Origin of the sequence: Streptomyces sediminimaris, assembly GCF_047049295.1 — a bacterium.
Classification (GTDB): Bacteria; Actinomycetota; Actinomycetes; order Streptomycetales; family Streptomycetaceae; genus Streptomyces; species Streptomyces sediminimaris.
This window is the reverse complement of sequence record NZ_JBJWOT010000001.1, coordinates 601801-616506: the sequence shown is the minus strand read 5'-3', so window position 1 is coordinate 616506 and position 14706 is coordinate 601801. Positions and strand designations below refer to the sequence as shown.

Here is a 14706-nt window from a genome sequence, read left to right as displayed (position 1 = left end):
ATCAACTTGCGTCGTTTCTGCGTCGTCTGCCCGTCGTATAGTCCCCGCATGAGCCGCTCGACCACGCCCGAGGACCCCACGACGGGCGTGCCCCTGACCACCGGCGGCCTCGCCCGCCGGCTGGGGGTCTCGCCCACCACGCTGCGTTCCTGGGACCGCCGCTACGGCATCGGGCCCGCCGTCCGCGCCGACGGACGCCACCGCCGCTGGACCCCGCGGGACGTGGCGATGCTCGAGGCGATGTGCCGGCTGACTTCCTCGGGAGTTCCGCCCGCGGAGGCGGCGCGCGCCGCGAAGGAGATGGCCGGGGTCCTCCCCGCCGGGGGCGAGGAGCCCGAGGAGGCGCCGCGACAGGGCCGTTCGAGGGCCCCCGGCACGCTGCCGCTCGGGGACGTGCGCCAGGAGTGCCGGGGGCTGGCCCGCGCCGCCGTGCGCCTGGACTCCCCGGCCGTCGAGGAGCAACTGGCCGCCGCCGTGCGGCAGTACGGCATCACCGTCGCCTGGCAGGAGGTGATGGTGCCGACCCTGCACGCGGTGGGCCGCAAATGGGCCTCGTCCGGCGACCGTTACGTCGAGGTCGAGCACCTGCTGTCCTGGCACGTGTCCACCGCCCTGCGCCGCGGCACCCCGCACCTCTCGGCGCAGCGCGACGCGTCGGCGGCCGGTCCCGCCGTCCTGGCCTGCGTGCCGGGGGAGCAGCACACGCTGCCGATCGAGGCGCTCAACGCCGCCCTGGCGGAACGCCGGCTGCCCGCGCGGATGTTCGGCGCGGCCGTACCGGCGGAGGCGCTCGCCGCGGCGGTGCAGCGGCTGGGTCCCCCGGCCGTGGTGCTGTGGGCGCAGGCGCGCTCCACGGCGAGCCTGGCGCTGGCCCGGCACGTCGCGGGCACCCAGTGGGGGGTGAAGGGCGCCCGCCGCCGGCCCCTGGTCGTGCTGGGCGGGCCGGGCTGGTCCGGTCCGCAGGCGCGCGGGATGCACCGGCCACCGACGCTGCGGGACGCTCTCGACGTCCTCTCCGACGTGCTCACCGTGCCGGGCGGCGACGAGGCGTCCGGCGAACGGCCCTGACGGTTCGCCCGGTGGGTGGACGCGGCACCGCCCGGCGCATCCGGACGGCGCGCACCACGGGAAGTGATCCACATACGCGTGCGCCACCGCGCACGGCCACCGCCGGCCGGGAGGTGTCCGGACGGCCCGAGACCGGAGGGGCCGCCATGCCCGCGCCCGCCCGCACCCCCGACGTCCTGGTGATCGGAGCAGGCGTCGCCGGACTCGCCTGCGCGCACGACCTCCTCGCGGCGGGACTCGACGTCCGCGTCGCCGAATCCTGCGACCAGGTGGGCGGACGGATGCGCTCCGACCGGGTCGAGGGCTTCGTCGTCGACCGCGGCTTCCAGGTCTTCAACACCTCCTACCCCCAGATCCGGCGTCGGCTGACCCTCCGAGACCTCGGACTGCGGCCGTTCACACCGGGCTTCCTCGCCCACACCAGCCGGGGCAGGCTCCGTCTCAGCGACCCCACGCGACGCCCGGGCAGCCTGCCCGACCTGCTTCCCGGGCGGATCGCCGGTCCCCGCGATCTGGCGGCCCTGGGCATCCTCTGCGCCCGGGACATGCTGGCCCCCGTGAGCCTGGTGAAGCGGTCGCAGGACCGCACCACCCGCACCGCGCTGGCCGACGCCGGCTTCTCCGACGCCTTCGTCGAACGCTTCTTCCGGCCGTTCCTGTCCGGCGTGTTCCTGGAGGACGAACTGGAGACCTCCGGCCGCTTCTTCCACCTCGTCTGGCGCAGCATGCTGCGCGGCACCCTGTGCCTGCCGACCGCGGGGATCCGCGCGGTGCCCGGCGCGCTGGCGGCCGCGCTGCCGGCCGGGACCGTGCACCTGGAAACCGCCGTGACCGCCCTGACCGGCGAAGGAGCCGTCACCGCCGCCGGCACCGAACTGCCCGCGCGCGCCGTGGTGGTGGCCACCGGGCCGGGCCCGGCCGCCGGCCTGCTGCCCGGCCTGCGCCCGCCCGCCCACCGGACGGTCACGACGTACTACCACGTGGCCCCGCGCTCCCCGCTGGGCGAGCCCACGCTGCTCGTCGACGAGCGCCGCCGCTTCGCCAACACCTGCGTCCTGAGCGACGTGGTCCCCCAGTACGCCCCGGCCGGCTCGGCGCTCGTCGCGACCTCCGTCCTCGGCGCCGGCGGCGAGGACGGCGAGCCGGCGCTGCGTGCGGCGATGGCGGAGGCGTACGGCACCGACACCGCGGGCTGGGACCTGCTGACCGTGCGCACGGTCGCGGACGCCCTGCCCGCCATGCCGCCCCCGCAGCCGCTCAGCCGCACCACCCGCGTCGCCCGCGGCCGGTACGTGTGCGGCGACCACCGCGCCACCGGCTCGGTCCAGGGCGCGCTGGCCTCCGGTGCGCGCGCCGCCCGTGAGGTGCTGCGGGATCTGCACCGGGGCGGGCCGGCGCACGGCTCACGGCGGGCCGTCACGCCGTAGCGCCCGCTCGCGGAGCAGGGCGTCGAAGAGGTGGGGTGATGGGCCGTCAGGGGACCGTCGCCCACGGCGCGGCGGAGCCCTTCGCGGTAGGTCTCGGCCCGCACGTACCGCACCCGGTCGCCGAGCTCGGCCGCCCGGTGCCGCACCGCGGACAGCACGAGATGGGCCTTGGCGCGGTGGAAGCGGCGGCGACGGAAGACCGACCGGGCCTCGATCATCACCACCGGTGCGCCGCGGGCGGGGCCGCCGTCGCCCGGAGCCAGGAAGTGCGGGCCGAGCTGGTCGCCGAACAGCCAGTGCGGGACGGTCATCCGGGCCGCCTCAGTCCCGGCCGCGGGCGTGCTTGAAACGGGCGAGGCCCTCGGAGAGCTCGACGATCGGGTCGGGGTAGTCGTCGATCGCGGCGCGCTCCAGCCCCCGCAGCTTCCACGGCTCGTGGACCGACGGGGCGCCGACTCCGGCGAGTTCGGGGACCCAGCGGCGGACGTACGTGCCGTCGGGGTCGTAGCGCTTGGCCTGGGTGACGGGGTTGAGGACCCGGTTGGGGCGGGTGTCGGTCCCGGTGCCCGCCATCCACTGCCAGTTCATCTGGTTGTTGGCGAGGTCGCCGTCGACCAGCAGCTCCAGGAAGTGGCGGGCGCCCACCCGCCAGTCGACGTACAGGGTCTTGGTGAGGAAGCTCGCGGCCAGCAGCCGGCCCCGGTTGTGCATCCAGCCCTCGTGGGCCAGCTGGCGCATCGCCGCGTCGACGATCGGGTAGCCGGTGCGGCCCTCCTTCCACGCCTGGATGTCGTCGTGGGCCTGGCGCTGCGAGCGCCAGCGGTCGCGCTTCGTACGGTAGTCGCGGGCGGCGGCCGCCGGCCGGGCGGCCAGCACCTGGCGGTGGAAGTCGCGCCAGGCGATCTGCCGCACGAACGCCTCGGCGCCGGGGCCGCCCGCCTTGCGCGCCCGGTGCACGAGTTCGACGGGGGAGAGCGTGCCGAAGTGCAGATGCGGTGAGAAACGCGAGGTGGCGTCACCCGCCAGGTCGTCGTGACGGTCCTCGTACCCGGAGATCCCGCCGCGCAGCCAGGCGGACAGACGCCTGCGGCCCTCGGCCTCGCCGCCCGCGGCCAGGCCCTCGGACAGGCCGGAGAGGCCGGAACGGGAGGGGAGCGCCTCGGATCCGACGCCGTCCGGGACCCGCACGGCGCGCGGCGCGGCCAGGGTGTCGCGCAGGTGCACCTGGGACCACTGCCGGAAGTAGGGGGTGAAGACGGCGAAGTGGTCCGAGGAGGCCGGGGTGAGCTCGCCGGGCGTGACCGCCGTGGTGACCGTGTCGTGGACGTGCAGCCGCCGCCCCCGTGCCTCCAGGGCGCGGCGCAGCCGCCGCTCGCGCAGATGCGCGTAGGCGCTGACGTCGCCCGCCATGTGCACCTCGTCGGCGTCGGTCTCGGCGACCACCCTGCACACCTCGTCGACGACGTCGCCGGAGCGCACCACCAGCCGGCCGCCCCGCTCCCGCAGCCCGCCGTCGAGGTCGCGCAGGCAGTCGGCGAGGAACGCGAGCCGGTTGGGAGCGGCGAACCCCGCCTCCGCGACGCCCCGGTCGCGCACGAACAGGGGCACCACCTCGCCGGCCTCGTTCGCGGCCCGCAGCGGTGGATGGTCGTGCAGACGCAGGTCCGCGGTGAACAGGGCGACCGAGACGTTCATGGCGATTCTCCGGAGAAGGCGGGTGAGGGGCGGCCGACGAAGTGCTTCGGGTCCGCCGGGCGCGGCGGATGCGGCCGTCAGCCGCCGGACACGTCCTGTCGTGCCGGCGCGGCCGGGTCCCGGGCCGCGGCGAGCGCGATGTTGCGGGCCATGCCGCCGAACACGGCGGCGTGGAAGGGGGAGACGCTCCACCAGTAGGCGTGGCCCAGCAGCCCGTGCGGGTGGAACAGGGCCCGCTGGCGGTAGCGGGTGCGGCCGCCGTCGTCCTCCGCGTACATCTCCAGCCAGGCCAGGCCCGGCAGCCGCATCTCCGCGCGCAGCCGCAGCAGCCGGCCGGGCTCGATCTCCTCCACCCGCCAGAAGTCCAGTGAGTCGCCGACCCGCAGACGCGCCGCGTCACGCCGGCCCCGGCGCAGCCCCACGCCGCCCACCAGCCGGTCCAGCCGGCCCCGCACCGCCCAGGCCAGCGGGCAGGAGTACCAGCCGTTCTCCCCGCCGATCCCCTCGATCACCCGCCACAGGGCCCCGCGCGAGGCGTCGACCGGCAGTTCACGTTCGTCGGTGTACAGGCTGCCGCCGGCCCAGTCGGGGTCGGTGGGCAGCGGGTCGCTGGGCGCGCCGGGCACCGCGGCCGACGACCAGCGGGTGGTGACCTTCGCGTCGCGGACGCGCTGCAGGGCCAGCCGGACGGCCTCGTCGAAGCCGATCGGCTGCCGGTCGGTGTCGGGGACGTGCCGGGCGATGTCGTGCTCCCGGCAGACGACCTCGTGCCGCAGCGACTCCGCCAGCGGCCGTGCGATCGACGCGGGCACCGGGGTGACCAGGCCGACCCAGTGGCTCGACAGGCCGGGCGTGAGCACGGGCACGGGGACGATGACCCGCCGGGGCAGCCCCGCGACCGCCGCGTAGCGCAGCATCATGTCCCGGTACGTCAGCACGTCCGGACCGCCGATGTCGAAGGCGCGGCTGACGCCGGCCGGCATCCCGGCGCTGCCGACGAGATAGCGCAGCACGTCCCGCACCGCCACGGGCTGCAGGCGGGTGCGCACCCAGCTCGGGGTGATCATCACCGGCAGGCGCTCGGTGAGATAGCGCAGCATCTCGAAGGACGCCGAGCCCGAGCCGATGACCACCGCCGCGCGCAGCACGGTGGTGGGCACGCCCGAGTCCAGCAGGATCCGCCCCACCTCGGCCCGTGAGCGAAGGTGCGGCGACAGCTCGCGCTCCGGCACCCCCGCGGGGGTCAGGCCGCCGAGGTAGACGATGCGCCCCACCCCGGCGGCCCGGGCCGCCTCGCCGAAGACACGCGCCGCCCTGCGGTCGGTCTCCTCGAAGCTGTCGCCGGTGCCCAGGGCGTGCACCAGGTAGTAGGCCACGTCGACGCCGCGCATCGCCTCGGCGACCGAGCCGGCGTCCGTGACGTCGCCCTTGACCACCTCCGCCCGCCCGGACCAGGGGTGGTCGCGCAGCTTGCCGGGGGAGCGGGCCAGGCAGCGCACGCGGTGGCCCGCGTCCAGGAGCTCCGGCACCAGCCGGCCGCCGATGTATCCCGTCGCCCCGGTCACCAGGCAGCGCGGCCCGGGGCCGTCCTCGTCAGCGTTCATCAGCTCCGGGTCCTTCGTGTCGATGTACCACTGTGATCACTTCCAGGGGCGGCGGCGCATCGGATGCGGGCGCTTCTATAGGCTGATCGCGTGGCCACAGCAGACGACCGGCACGAGCCGGCAGCCGCCGCGTCGGCACCCGACCAGGTACCCCCTGCCGGAGCCGGACTGCACGCCCTCGCCGTGCAGCTGCGCCGGATGAACGGCGAGATCAACCGTCTGGTCCACGGATTCGCCGGAGACCAGGGGCTGCACGCCACCGATGTCCAGGCCCTCGCGGCGATCCTGGACGCCGAGGAGCCGATGACCCCCAAGCGGCTGCGTGAGCACCTGGGCCTGACCTCGGGCGCCGTGACCGCCTGCATCGACCGGCTGGAACGCGCCGGGCACATCCGGCGGGTCCGGGAGAACGCCGATCGCCGGGTGGTGCACCTGTACTACGCCGCCGACGCCAGGGCGGCGGCCCGCACCTACTTCCGCCCGCTGGCGAAGGCGGCGGACGCGGCGCGCTCGCGGTTCACCGAGGAGGAGCTGTCGGTCGTGCTGCGCTTCCTCGCCGCCATGAACGACGAACTCGCCCCGCTCAGGTCGGCCGGCGCCTGAGCGCCCGGAGTCGTGAACGGCACGCCGGCCGCATCCGCGGCGGGCCGGGCGGCGGAAGTCCAGGTGCCGCCCACGATCGGCGGGCACCCGTATAACTCAATCATTGAGATTGTTTGTGATTGAGTTACCTAGCCGCCAAGCCTGGAGAACCATGTCCCTCACCCCGCGCCGGGGCCGCGTCCTCGTGCCCCTGCTCCTGCTCGTCGTCTGGCTCGGCATCGGCGGGGTCCTCGGCCCGTTCGCCGGCCGGCTCGGCGAGGTCGCGACCAACGACCAGGCGGCCTTCCTGCCGCGCAGCGCCGAGTCCACCCAGGTCATCGCGGCGCAGCGGGCCTTCCAGCAGGACGAGACGCTGCCCGCCGTGGTCGTGTGGACCGATGACGGCGGCGGCCCGGTACGCGACCGGCAGGCAGCGGCCGGACGCGTGCTCTCCTCCGTCACGGACGTGCCGGGCGTGGTCGGCGACGTGTCCCCCGCACTGCTGTCCAAGGACGGCAAGGCCCTGGAGGGAGTCGTACAGTTGCGGCCCGACCTGGGCGAACGGCTGGGTGACAGCCTCGACCGGATCCGCGCCGCCGCCGAACGGGTCCCCGGCACCACCGCCCAGCTGGCCGGACCGGCCGCCGGGCAGGCGGACCTGTCCGACGCCTTCGCGGGGATCGACGGCCTGCTGCTGGCGGTCGCCCTGGTGACCGTCCTGGTGATCCTGCTGCTGGTCTACCGCAGCGTGCTGCTGCCACTGGTGATCATCGTGGGGGCCGTCTTCGCCCTGGGTCTCGCCTGCGCGGTCGTCTACGCGCTCGCCGACCACGACCTCGTACGCGTCGACGGGCAGGTGCAGGGCATCCTCTCCATCCTCGTCATCGGCGCCGCCACCGACTACGCCCTGCTGATCACCGCCCGCTACCGCGAGGAACTGGCCGAGCACACCGACCGGTTCGCCGCCGCGCGGGCCGCCCTGCGGCAGTCGTGGGGCGCCGTCGTCGCCAGCGCGGCGACCGTCGCGCTGGGCCTGCTCGCCCTGCTGCTCAGCGACCTGACCAACAACAGGGCGCTCGGGCCGGTCGGCGCGATCGGCATCGTCTGCGCCGTCGTCAGCTCGCTGACGTTCCTGCCGGCCGTGCTGGTCCTGCTGGGCCGCGCCGCCTACTGGCCGGCCACCCCGCGCCCCGCCGCCGACGCCCATGGAGTGTGGCGTCGCGTCGCCGCGCTGGTCGACCGGGCGCCGCGCAAGGTCTGGGCCGTGTCGCTGGCCGTACTGCTGGCCTGCGCCGCCTTCGCCCCCACCCTGGTCGCCAAGGGCGTCCCGCTCGACGAGACCTTCGTCGGCGACGCCCCGTCCGTGACCGCGCAGCGCACCCTCGCCGAGCACTTCCCGGGCGGCTCCGGCAACCCCACCGTCGTCATCGCCGATGCCGGCCGGCTCGACCGGGTCGTCGCGACGGCCCGCGCCACCGAGGGCGTCGCGTCCGCGGCCGGTGTCACCGGCTCCGGACGGCCCGGCGGCACCCCGGCGGTCGTCGACGGACGGGTGCGGGTGGACGTCACCCTGGACTCCGCCGCCGACAGCGACGCCGCCAAGGACACCGTCGCCCGGCTGCGGTCATCCTTGCACGACGTGCCCGGTGCGCATGCCCTCGTGGGCGGATACACCGCCCAGCGGTACGACACCCTGCGGACCGCCGAGCGGGACCGCACCCTCATCGTCCCCGTGGTCCTCGCCATCATCTTCGTCATCCTGACCGTGCTGCTGCGCTCCCTGCTGGCACCCGCGCTGCTGGTGGCGACGGTGGCGCTCAACTTCCTCGCCACACTGGGGGTTTCGTCCCTGGTCTTCCAGCACGTCTTCGGCTTCACCGGCAGCGATCCCTCGGTGCCGCTGTACGGCTTCGTCTTCCTGGTGGCCCTGGGCGTCGACTACAACATCTTCCTGATGTCCCGGGTGCGGGGGGAGTCCCTGCGGCACGGGGTGCGCCAGGGCGTGCTGCGCGGACTGGTCGGCACCGGCGGCGTGATCACCTCGGCGGGCGTGGTGCTCGCCGCGACCTTCGCCGCCCTCGGAGTCATCCCGCTCGCCTTCCTGGTCCAGATCGCCTTCATCGTCGCCTTCGGCGTCCTGCTCGACACGCTCGTGGTGCGGTCGCTGCTGGTGCCCGCGCTCGTACGCGACCTGGGCCCCGTGGCGTGGTGGCCCGGACGGCTGTGGCGTGGGGCACCCGAGCGGACGGGACGCGGGTGACCCCCCTCGTCCCCGTCCCCCTCGTCCCCCTCCCCGGCAGGTCCGTCCGGGCCGGCGCACATGCCGGCGCCGATCGCGGGCAGCCGAACCGTGGGAAGGCAGCCGAGTGGAGCACGAGGAACACACAACTGGAGGTGTCGGCCGCTATGGGCGCGAAGGTGTTGGAGCGGTTCCCCGCCGGATCTCCCCGCGGGTCGTGGCCGGCGGAGGAGTACGCCGCGAAGCGCCGCGCCGAGGGACAGTCCGCGACCGTCGTCATGGACCTCAAGTCGGACGCGTTCCTCGTGGTGGTCCCCACGCGAGAGGACGACTGACGGACGCGGACGACTGACGGAAACGCGGACGACTGGCGGGACGCGGACACGCGGGTGCGGCGGCACCCCGTCCGGCGTCCCCACGGCATCACACCTTGCCGCCGAAGAAGACCTGCACCTCGTGGATGAGACCGTCCCGGACGGTGATCGCCTCGACGTTGCGGTGCCGGTCGCCGGTCGTGAGCTCGTACTCGTAGTGGACGAGTACGAGCTCCTCGTCGGCCGGCACGACGTGCAGCATCCGCTGCTCCCCGAACCGGTCGGCGGTCGGGAAACACCGCTCGAAGAAGGCCGCCTTGTCGATGTGGTCGTCCTGCGGGCTGGTGAAGGTGAAGTCGTCGGCGTAGAGCGGGAGGGCCGCCGCACGGTCCTGTGACCGGTAGTGCCGGAACGCCGCTTCGACGACCTCGGTCGGGCTGTCGGTCATTCGGGCTCCTCACGGGGACGGCCGGCCTGCCCCGCCACCGTAGGCCGCGCGGGGCGGCGCTCGCATCGGGTCCGCTCGGCTCCCCGACCGTCCCGGTCGCCCCGGGCCGCAGGTGCGGCGCGGTGGTCGTGGAAGGGATTCTCCCTGCGCCGTCGGAGAAGTTCTCCCCGTGCCGCCGTGCGCGGTGTCGATCCGGACGGGCGCCGTTCGTGTAGGAGGTGAGACAACAGCCGGACACCTTGACACCGTGGAGGATGCCATGACGCACTACCTGCTCAGCGTGGTCCAGCCGGCCGGCGGGCAGCCGCCGTCGGAGGCCGAGCTCGGCGAGATCATGCGCAACGTGGAGGCGTTCAACCAGGAGCTGCGCGACGCCGGGGCCTGGGTGTTCGCCGGCGGGCTGCACGGCCCGGAGACGGCCACCATGCTGCGCCCCTCGGGAAGCGACGTGCTGATCACCGACGGGCCCTACGCCGAGGGCAAGGAGTACCTGGGCGGGATCTGCCTGATCGAGGCCCCCGATCTGGACGCGGCGCTGGAGTGGGGCAGGAAGGCGGTTCGCGCCACCACTCTGCCGATCGAGGTGCGGCCCTTCACGGACCAGCACTGATGCCAGGCGCCCCCGACGTCGAGGCCGTCTTCCGCGCGGAGTACGGGCGCGCGGTCTCGGTCCTCGTCCGCTTCCTCGGCGACATCGACCTCGCCGAGGAAGCGGTGCAGGACGCCTTCGCCACGGCCCTGCACAAGTGGCCGGAGACCGGTGTCCCGCCGAGCCCGGCCGGCTGGATCATCACCACCGCACGCAACCGCGCGATCGACCGGCTGCGCCGGGATGCCGCCCGCGAGGCCCGCCACGCCGAGGCCGCCCTGCTGCACAGCCCCGACGCACCGGCCGAGGAGGGCCCCGTGCGCGACGACCGGCTCCGCCTGATCTTCACCTGCTGCCACCCCGCGCTCGCGCCCCAGGCACAGGTCGCCCTCACCCTGCGTCTGATCGGCGGGCTCACCACCCCGCAGATCGCCCGCGCGTTCCTGGTGCCCGAGCCGACGATGGCCCAGCGCCTGGTCCGCGCCAAGGCGAAGATCCGCGACGCCCGGATCCCCTACCGCGTGCCCCGCGACGCCGATCTCCCGGACCGGCTGAGGGGTGTCCTGGCGGTCGTCTACCTGATCTTCAACCAGGGGTACGCGGGCACGCCCGAGCTGAGCGCCGAAGCCGTACGGCTCGGCCGCCTGCTGACCGATCTGATGCCGGACGAGCCCGAGGCCGTCGGTCTGCTCGCGCTCCTGCTGCTCGTCGACTCGCGCAGGGACGCTCGCCGGGACGAGAACGGGGCGCTGGTGCCGCTGCCCGAGCAGGACCGCGCCCGCTGGAACGGCGAGCTCGTCGCCGAGGGCCGGGCGCTGGTCCGCCGCTGCCTGCGCCGCAACCGCCCCGGCCCGTACCAGATCCAGGCCGCCATCCAGGCCGTGCACAGCGACGCGCGCACCGCGGCCGCCACCGACTGGGGCCAGATCCGGCAGCTGTACGACCAGCTCATGGCCCTCGCGCCGAGTCCGGTCGTGGCGCTGAACCGGGCGGTCGCCGTGGCCGAGACGGAGGGTCCCCGCGCGGCCCTGGACCTCGTCGACGCGCTCGACCTCGACGGCTACCACGTCTTCCACGCCGTCCGCGCCGACCTGCTGCGCCGCCTGGGGCGCGGTACCGAGGCGGTAGGGGCCTACGAGGAGGCCATCGCGCACAGCGACAGCGCGGCGGAGCGCGGTTACCTGGAACGCCGGAGGCGGGAGCTGCTCCGGCGGTGACACGGAGAGGCGGAGACCGGGGGAGGGGCGCCGGCCTCCCGGGTGCCGACCGCCCCGAATATCGAGCGCTGCTTATATAAGGGATGGCTGATACATTGAGCGCATGCACGCCTTCGATGTGCTCGGTGATCCGGTGCGGCGACGGATCCTGGAGCTGCTGGCCGACGGGGAGATGACCTCCGGCGCGGTCTGCGACGTCATAGGGGAGGAGTTCGGGATCTCGCAGCCCGGGGTGTCGCAGCACCTCAAGGTGCTCCGGGAGAACGGGTTCGCGACCGTGCGCCCCGAAGGAACCCGGCGGCTCTACGCGGTCGACGCCGGCCCGTTGCGGGACATAGACGCCTGGCTCGACCGCTTCCGCCGCTTCTGGAGCCCGCATCTGGACGCCCTGGCCACCGAGCTGGCCCGCGGCCGGCGCGCACGCCGGCTCGGCGGCGCCGACGACCCCCCGAGGAGGACCCCGTGACGGACGTGACCCATGACATCAACGACGTACGCCGCCAGGTCGGCAGGCGCGCCTTCGAGGCGGGCGAGGCGCGCGTGGTGACCGTGAGCCGGTCCTACGACGCCCCGCTCGAGGACGTGTGGGACGCCTGCACCAACCCCGAGCGCATCCCGCGCTGGCTGCTGCCGGTGTCGGGGGAGCTGCGGCTGGGCGGGCGCTACCAGCTTCAGGGCAACGCCGGTGGCCTGGTCGAGCGGTGCGAGCCGCCCCACGGCTTCGCCGCGACCTGGGAGTACGGCGGAGAGGTCAGCTGGATCGAGCTCAGCCTGACCGCGGACGGGGCGGGCACGCGCTTCGAGCTGGAGCACATCGCCCACGTCGACGACACCAAGTGGGCGGAGTTCGGACCCGGCGCGGTCGGGGTCGGGTGGGACCTGATGGTCAGGGGCCTGTCCCTGCACCTCGGCAGTGGCGGCGCCACCGTGGACCCGGAGGAGTTCACGGCCTGGATGGGCTCGGACGAGGGCCGCCGGTTCATGACGGACAGCAGCGAGGCCTGGTGCGCCGCCAACATCGCCGGCGGTGAGGACGAGAAGACGGCGCGCGAGTCCGCCGCCCGCACCACCGCCGCGTACACGGCGCCGGGCGAGTGCGCGGACCCCGGCCAGGGCGACGCCGGCTGACAACGGCTCCCGCCCGGGCGGCACTTGTGTGCGTTCCGGAGCGGGGAGCGGTGATTGACTGGTCTACACCCTTGACTGGTACAGACCAACACGGTTGAGTGAGGCTCCACACCCCCCACCGCGGCCGTACCCCTCGCCGGGTGCGGCCGTGCTCCGCCCCGGCCGCGGTGCTCGCCGCCGCGGTCGCCGGTCCCCGGCCGAGGCCGGGGTCGAGGCCGAAGCCGCCGTTCCGGCAGCGGCCGACCCCGCCGTGCCGGCACCGGACGACTGCTGCCACCCGGTGGCGCGGTCGAGGCTGCGACCGCGGCCTCGACCCGGACGGGCGACTCGCCGACGGGACACGGCGGTTCCGTCGGCCGGTCGCATGCGGGAAGTCCGACTCGCCGACCGCGCGTGGCACGCCCGACTTGCCGCCCGTCCGTGGCACGCCGGGCTTCCCGGCCGTCCGTGGCACGGGCGGCTTCCCGGCCGTGGAACGTCACGGCGTCGGCGGTCCGGCCGCAGCCGTGAACAGCCTGAACCCCGGCAGCCGTCCGTGCGCCGCGTGGTCGGCCGAGGACCGCACGTGTGCGAGACTCCGCCGATGACCACCGAAACGATCACCGCGGACGCCGCGGGCACCTGGGGACTCGGCGACCTCACCGTCAACCGCGTCGGCTTCGGAGCGATGCGGCTGACGGGCAGCGCCGCCTTCCACCTCGGCACCCCCGGCGACCGCGAGCGCTCGATCGCCGTGCTGCACAGAGCGATCGAGCTCGGCGTCAACCACATCGACACCGCCGCCTTCTACTTCTCGCAGACCCGGTCCGCCAACGAACTCATCAACAGCGCCCTGGCCCCGTACCCGGACGACCTCCTCATCGCCACCAAGGTCGGCCCCTACCGCGACTACCACGGCGACTGGGGCACTTCGGCCCGGCCCGACCAGCTGCGCGGGCACGTCGAGGAGAACCTGCGCCAGCTCGGCCGTGACCACCTGGACCTGGTGTATCTGCGCCGCATGCGCCAGGAGTCCGTCGCCGAGCACTTCGGCGCCCTGGCCGAGCTGCGCGAGGCCGGCCTGGTCCGGTACCTCGGCCTCTCCGACGTCGAGCCCCGCCACCTCGCCGAGGCGCGGGCGATCGCCCCGGTGGTGTCCGTGGAGAACCGTTACGGCCTGGACTCCCGCGACCCCGCCACCGAGGAACTCCTGCGCGTCTGCGGCGAACAGGGCATCGCCTTCGTCCCGTTCTACGCCGTCGCCGGCGCGCGGGGGCCGCGGGCCGCCGCCACCGGCGGCGACGACGAGGCGGTGCGCGCGGTCGCCCGCGCCCATGACGCGAGCCCCACCCAGGTCCGCATCGCGTGGACCCTCCACCAGGGCCCGCACGTCCTCGCCATCCCCGGCACCGGCAACCCCGACCACCTCGCCGAGAACGTCGCGGCGGGCGCCCTGCGGCTGACGGACGAGGAGCTGCGCCGACTGGACGGAGCGCGCGGGGCGGCGGGCTGAGGTGCCCTCACACGCCGACGGTCAGAAGGGCAGGTCGATCCACTCGCCGTTGTCCGCGGTGCGCAGGCACGGGGAGAGCCCGGCCTCGTCGAAGGCACGGCGGACGTCGCCCAGGTCCTCGCTGAAGTGCGCCCAGCCGTCGCAGTGGGCCGGGACCACGATCGGCGCGCGCAGCACGGAGGCGGCGGCGCTCGCCCGCTGCGCGGTCAGGGTCAGCGGACGCCCGCGTTCCTTGGCCGGCACCCGGGCCGCTCCCACGAACAGGACGGCGACGTCGATCCGCGGCATCCGGCGGGAGATCTCGGCGACGATGCCGACGGAGGCGTTGTCGCCGCTGACGTAGACGGTCGGCAGGCCGTCGCCGGTCAGCACGAACCCGGTCACCTCGCAGTTCACGTGACCGTCCTGGTCGCGGTCCCCGTCGTCGGGACCGTGCTGGGCCGGCACGGCGCACACCTCCACGACCCCGCCGCCCGGACGGTCGAGGCGGGCGGTCTCCCACGCCGCGAGCCCGCGCGCCGGTCCGCCCAGCCGCCCCGCCGTGACGGGTCCGGTGAGCAGCAGTGGAGCCTTCAGGGCGAACACCCGGCCCCGGGTGTCCAGGTTGTCGGGGTGCAGATCATGGCTGACCAGCACGGCGTCGACGTCCCCGACGTCCGCCTCCCTCGCCGCGGGAGCGGCGGTCTTCGTCAGGTAGCCGTGGTTCCCGGCGTCGTCGAACGTCGGATCGCACACCAGCCGGAGCCCGCCGATGTCGAGGACCGCGGTGGGCCCTCCGAGCACCGAGACGGCACACGGCCGGCGTTCAGGACTGATCGTGTCGCTCATGACCGCACCCCAGGTGAGTTGGACCGGAAGGAAACCGTACGTCGGCCGAGCGGTCCGCCGGTCCGCCGGGTCCGT

At 74.6% G+C, this 14706-nt stretch carries 14 protein-coding genes and 1 pseudogene; 10 read left to right on the top strand and 5 right to left on the bottom strand.

What is annotated here, in order from left to right; translation table 11 throughout:
• The first annotated feature begins 48 nt into the window (after window positions 1–48).
• Both ACJ9NR_RS02865 and ACJ9NR_RS02860 read left to right on the top strand, forming a co-directional pair.
• A complete protein-coding gene (locus tag ACJ9NR_RS02865) occupies window positions 49–1068 on the top strand; it encodes a MerR family transcriptional regulator (protein ID WP_412489958.1) in 1020 nt (339 codons plus the stop codon).
• 146 nt (window positions 1069–1214) lie between these two features.
• On the top strand, window positions 1215–2495 hold the full coding sequence (locus ACJ9NR_RS02860) for an NAD(P)/FAD-dependent oxidoreductase (protein ID WP_412489959.1): 1281 nt from the start codon (window positions 1215–1217) through the stop codon (window positions 2493–2495).
• Window positions 2496–2521: 26 nt separating this feature from the next.
• Here the strand turns inward: ACJ9NR_RS02860 and ACJ9NR_RS02855 are convergent.
• From ACJ9NR_RS02855 to ACJ9NR_RS02845, 3 genes and pseudogenes are all read right to left on the bottom strand, one after another.
• Window positions 2522–2806, bottom strand: a pseudogene (locus ACJ9NR_RS02855) (cryptochrome/photolyase family protein); the annotation flags it as partial.
• 10 nt (window positions 2807–2816) lie between these two features.
• Window positions 2817–4190, bottom strand: coding sequence for a cryptochrome/photolyase family protein (locus ACJ9NR_RS02850; protein WP_412489960.1), 1374 nt, complete (start codon window positions 4188–4190; stop codon window positions 2817–2819).
• Window positions 4191–4267: 77 nt separating this feature from the next.
• Entirely contained in the window at window positions 4268–5794 is a 1527-nt protein-coding gene (locus ACJ9NR_RS02845; protein WP_412489961.1) for an SDR family oxidoreductase, read from the bottom strand.
• Between the two features lie 90 nt (window positions 5795–5884).
• Between ACJ9NR_RS02845 and ACJ9NR_RS02840 the strand changes: the two genes are divergently transcribed.
• From ACJ9NR_RS02840 to ACJ9NR_RS02830, 3 genes are all read left to right on the top strand, one after another.
• Complete coding sequence (locus tag ACJ9NR_RS02840; RefSeq protein WP_412489962.1) at window positions 5885–6397, top strand: MarR family winged helix-turn-helix transcriptional regulator; 513 nt, start codon at window positions 5885–5887, stop codon at window positions 6395–6397.
• A gap of 151 nt (window positions 6398–6548) precedes the next feature.
• Window positions 6549–8636, top strand: a complete 2088-nt coding sequence (locus ACJ9NR_RS02835) for an MMPL family transporter (protein WP_412489963.1) — start codon at window positions 6549–6551, stop codon at window positions 8634–8636.
• A 146-nt stretch (window positions 8637–8782) separates the two neighbouring features.
• On the top strand, window positions 8783–8950 hold the full coding sequence (locus ACJ9NR_RS02830) for a DUF8839 family protein (RefSeq protein ID WP_412489964.1): 168 nt from the start codon (window positions 8783–8785) through the stop codon (window positions 8948–8950).
• Between the two features lie 88 nt (window positions 8951–9038).
• On the opposite strand, the gene ACJ9NR_RS02825 is transcribed toward ACJ9NR_RS02830, so the two are convergent.
• Complete coding sequence (locus ACJ9NR_RS02825) at window positions 9039–9377, bottom strand: nuclear transport factor 2 family protein (protein ID WP_412489965.1); 339 nt, start codon at window positions 9375–9377, stop codon at window positions 9039–9041.
• A 259-nt stretch (window positions 9378–9636) separates the two neighbouring features.
• Here ACJ9NR_RS02825 and ACJ9NR_RS02820 point away from each other — a divergent pair, with 259 nt between their 5' ends.
• The 5 genes from ACJ9NR_RS02820 (at window position 9637) to ACJ9NR_RS02800 (ending at window position 13803) form a co-directional block, all read left to right on the top strand.
• Window positions 9637–9987: a YciI family protein gene (locus tag ACJ9NR_RS02820; RefSeq protein ID WP_412489966.1), complete on the top strand. Its 351-nt coding sequence runs from the start codon at window positions 9637–9639 to the stop codon at window positions 9985–9987.
• The gene (locus tag ACJ9NR_RS02815; RefSeq protein ID WP_412489967.1) at window positions 9987–11183 is read left to right on the top strand and encodes an RNA polymerase sigma factor; all 1197 of its coding nucleotides are present in this window, start codon (window positions 9987–9989) and stop codon (window positions 11181–11183) included. The genes ACJ9NR_RS02820 and ACJ9NR_RS02815 overlap by 1 nt, the downstream gene beginning before the upstream one ends.
• 103 nt (window positions 11184–11286) lie before the next feature.
• Entirely contained in the window at window positions 11287–11649 is a 363-nt protein-coding gene (locus ACJ9NR_RS02810) for an ArsR/SmtB family transcription factor (RefSeq protein WP_412489968.1), read from the top strand.
• Complete coding sequence (locus tag ACJ9NR_RS02805) at window positions 11646–12311, top strand: SRPBCC family protein (RefSeq protein WP_412489969.1); 666 nt, start codon at window positions 11646–11648, stop codon at window positions 12309–12311. Before ACJ9NR_RS02810 ends, ACJ9NR_RS02805 begins: the two co-directional genes overlap by 4 nt.
• Before the next feature lie 583 nt (window positions 12312–12894).
• Window positions 12895–13803, top strand: coding sequence for an aldo/keto reductase (locus ACJ9NR_RS02800; RefSeq protein ID WP_412489970.1), 909 nt, complete (start codon window positions 12895–12897; stop codon window positions 13801–13803).
• Window positions 13804–13824: 21 nt separating this feature from the next.
• Here the strand turns inward: ACJ9NR_RS02800 and ACJ9NR_RS02795 are convergent, their stop codons facing one another.
• Complete coding sequence (locus tag ACJ9NR_RS02795; protein WP_412489971.1) at window positions 13825–14631, bottom strand: MBL fold metallo-hydrolase; 807 nt, start codon at window positions 14629–14631, stop codon at window positions 13825–13827.
• Window positions 14632–14706 lie beyond the last annotated feature (75 nt).

Bases quoted from the DNA above. Each gene is read 5' to 3' on its own strand.
- ACJ9NR_RS02865 (WP_412489958.1), top strand. From the start codon at position 49: ATGAGCCGCTCGACCACGCCCGAGGACCCCACGACGGGCGTGCCCCTG.
- ACJ9NR_RS02860 (WP_412489959.1), top strand. From the start codon at position 1,215: ATGCCCGCGCCCGCCCGCACCCCCGACGTCCTGGTGATCGGAGCAGGC.
- ACJ9NR_RS02850 (WP_412489960.1), bottom strand. From the start codon at position 4,190: ATGAACGTCTCGGTCGCCCTGTTCACCGCGGACCTGCGTCTGCACGAC.
- ACJ9NR_RS02845 (WP_412489961.1), bottom strand. From the start codon at position 5,794: ATGAACGCTGACGAGGACGGCCCCGGGCCGCGCTGCCTGGTGACCGGG.
- ACJ9NR_RS02835 (WP_412489963.1), top strand. From the start codon at position 6,549: ATGTCCCTCACCCCGCGCCGGGGCCGCGTCCTCGTGCCCCTGCTCCTG.
- ACJ9NR_RS02830 (WP_412489964.1), top strand. From the start codon at position 8,783: ATGGGCGCGAAGGTGTTGGAGCGGTTCCCCGCCGGATCTCCCCGCGGG.
- ACJ9NR_RS02825 (WP_412489965.1), bottom strand. From the start codon at position 9,377: ATGACCGACAGCCCGACCGAGGTCGTCGAAGCGGCGTTCCGGCACTAC.
- ACJ9NR_RS02820 (WP_412489966.1), top strand. From the start codon at position 9,637: ATGACGCACTACCTGCTCAGCGTGGTCCAGCCGGCCGGCGGGCAGCCG.
- ACJ9NR_RS02815 (WP_412489967.1), top strand. From the start codon at position 9,987: ATGCCAGGCGCCCCCGACGTCGAGGCCGTCTTCCGCGCGGAGTACGGG.
- ACJ9NR_RS02810 (WP_412489968.1), top strand. From the start codon at position 11,287: ATGCACGCCTTCGATGTGCTCGGTGATCCGGTGCGGCGACGGATCCTG.
- ACJ9NR_RS02800 (WP_412489970.1), top strand. From the start codon at position 12,895: ATGACCACCGAAACGATCACCGCGGACGCCGCGGGCACCTGGGGACTC.
- ACJ9NR_RS02795 (WP_412489971.1), bottom strand. From the start codon at position 14,631: ATGAGCGACACGATCAGTCCTGAACGCCGGCCGTGTGCCGTCTCGGTG.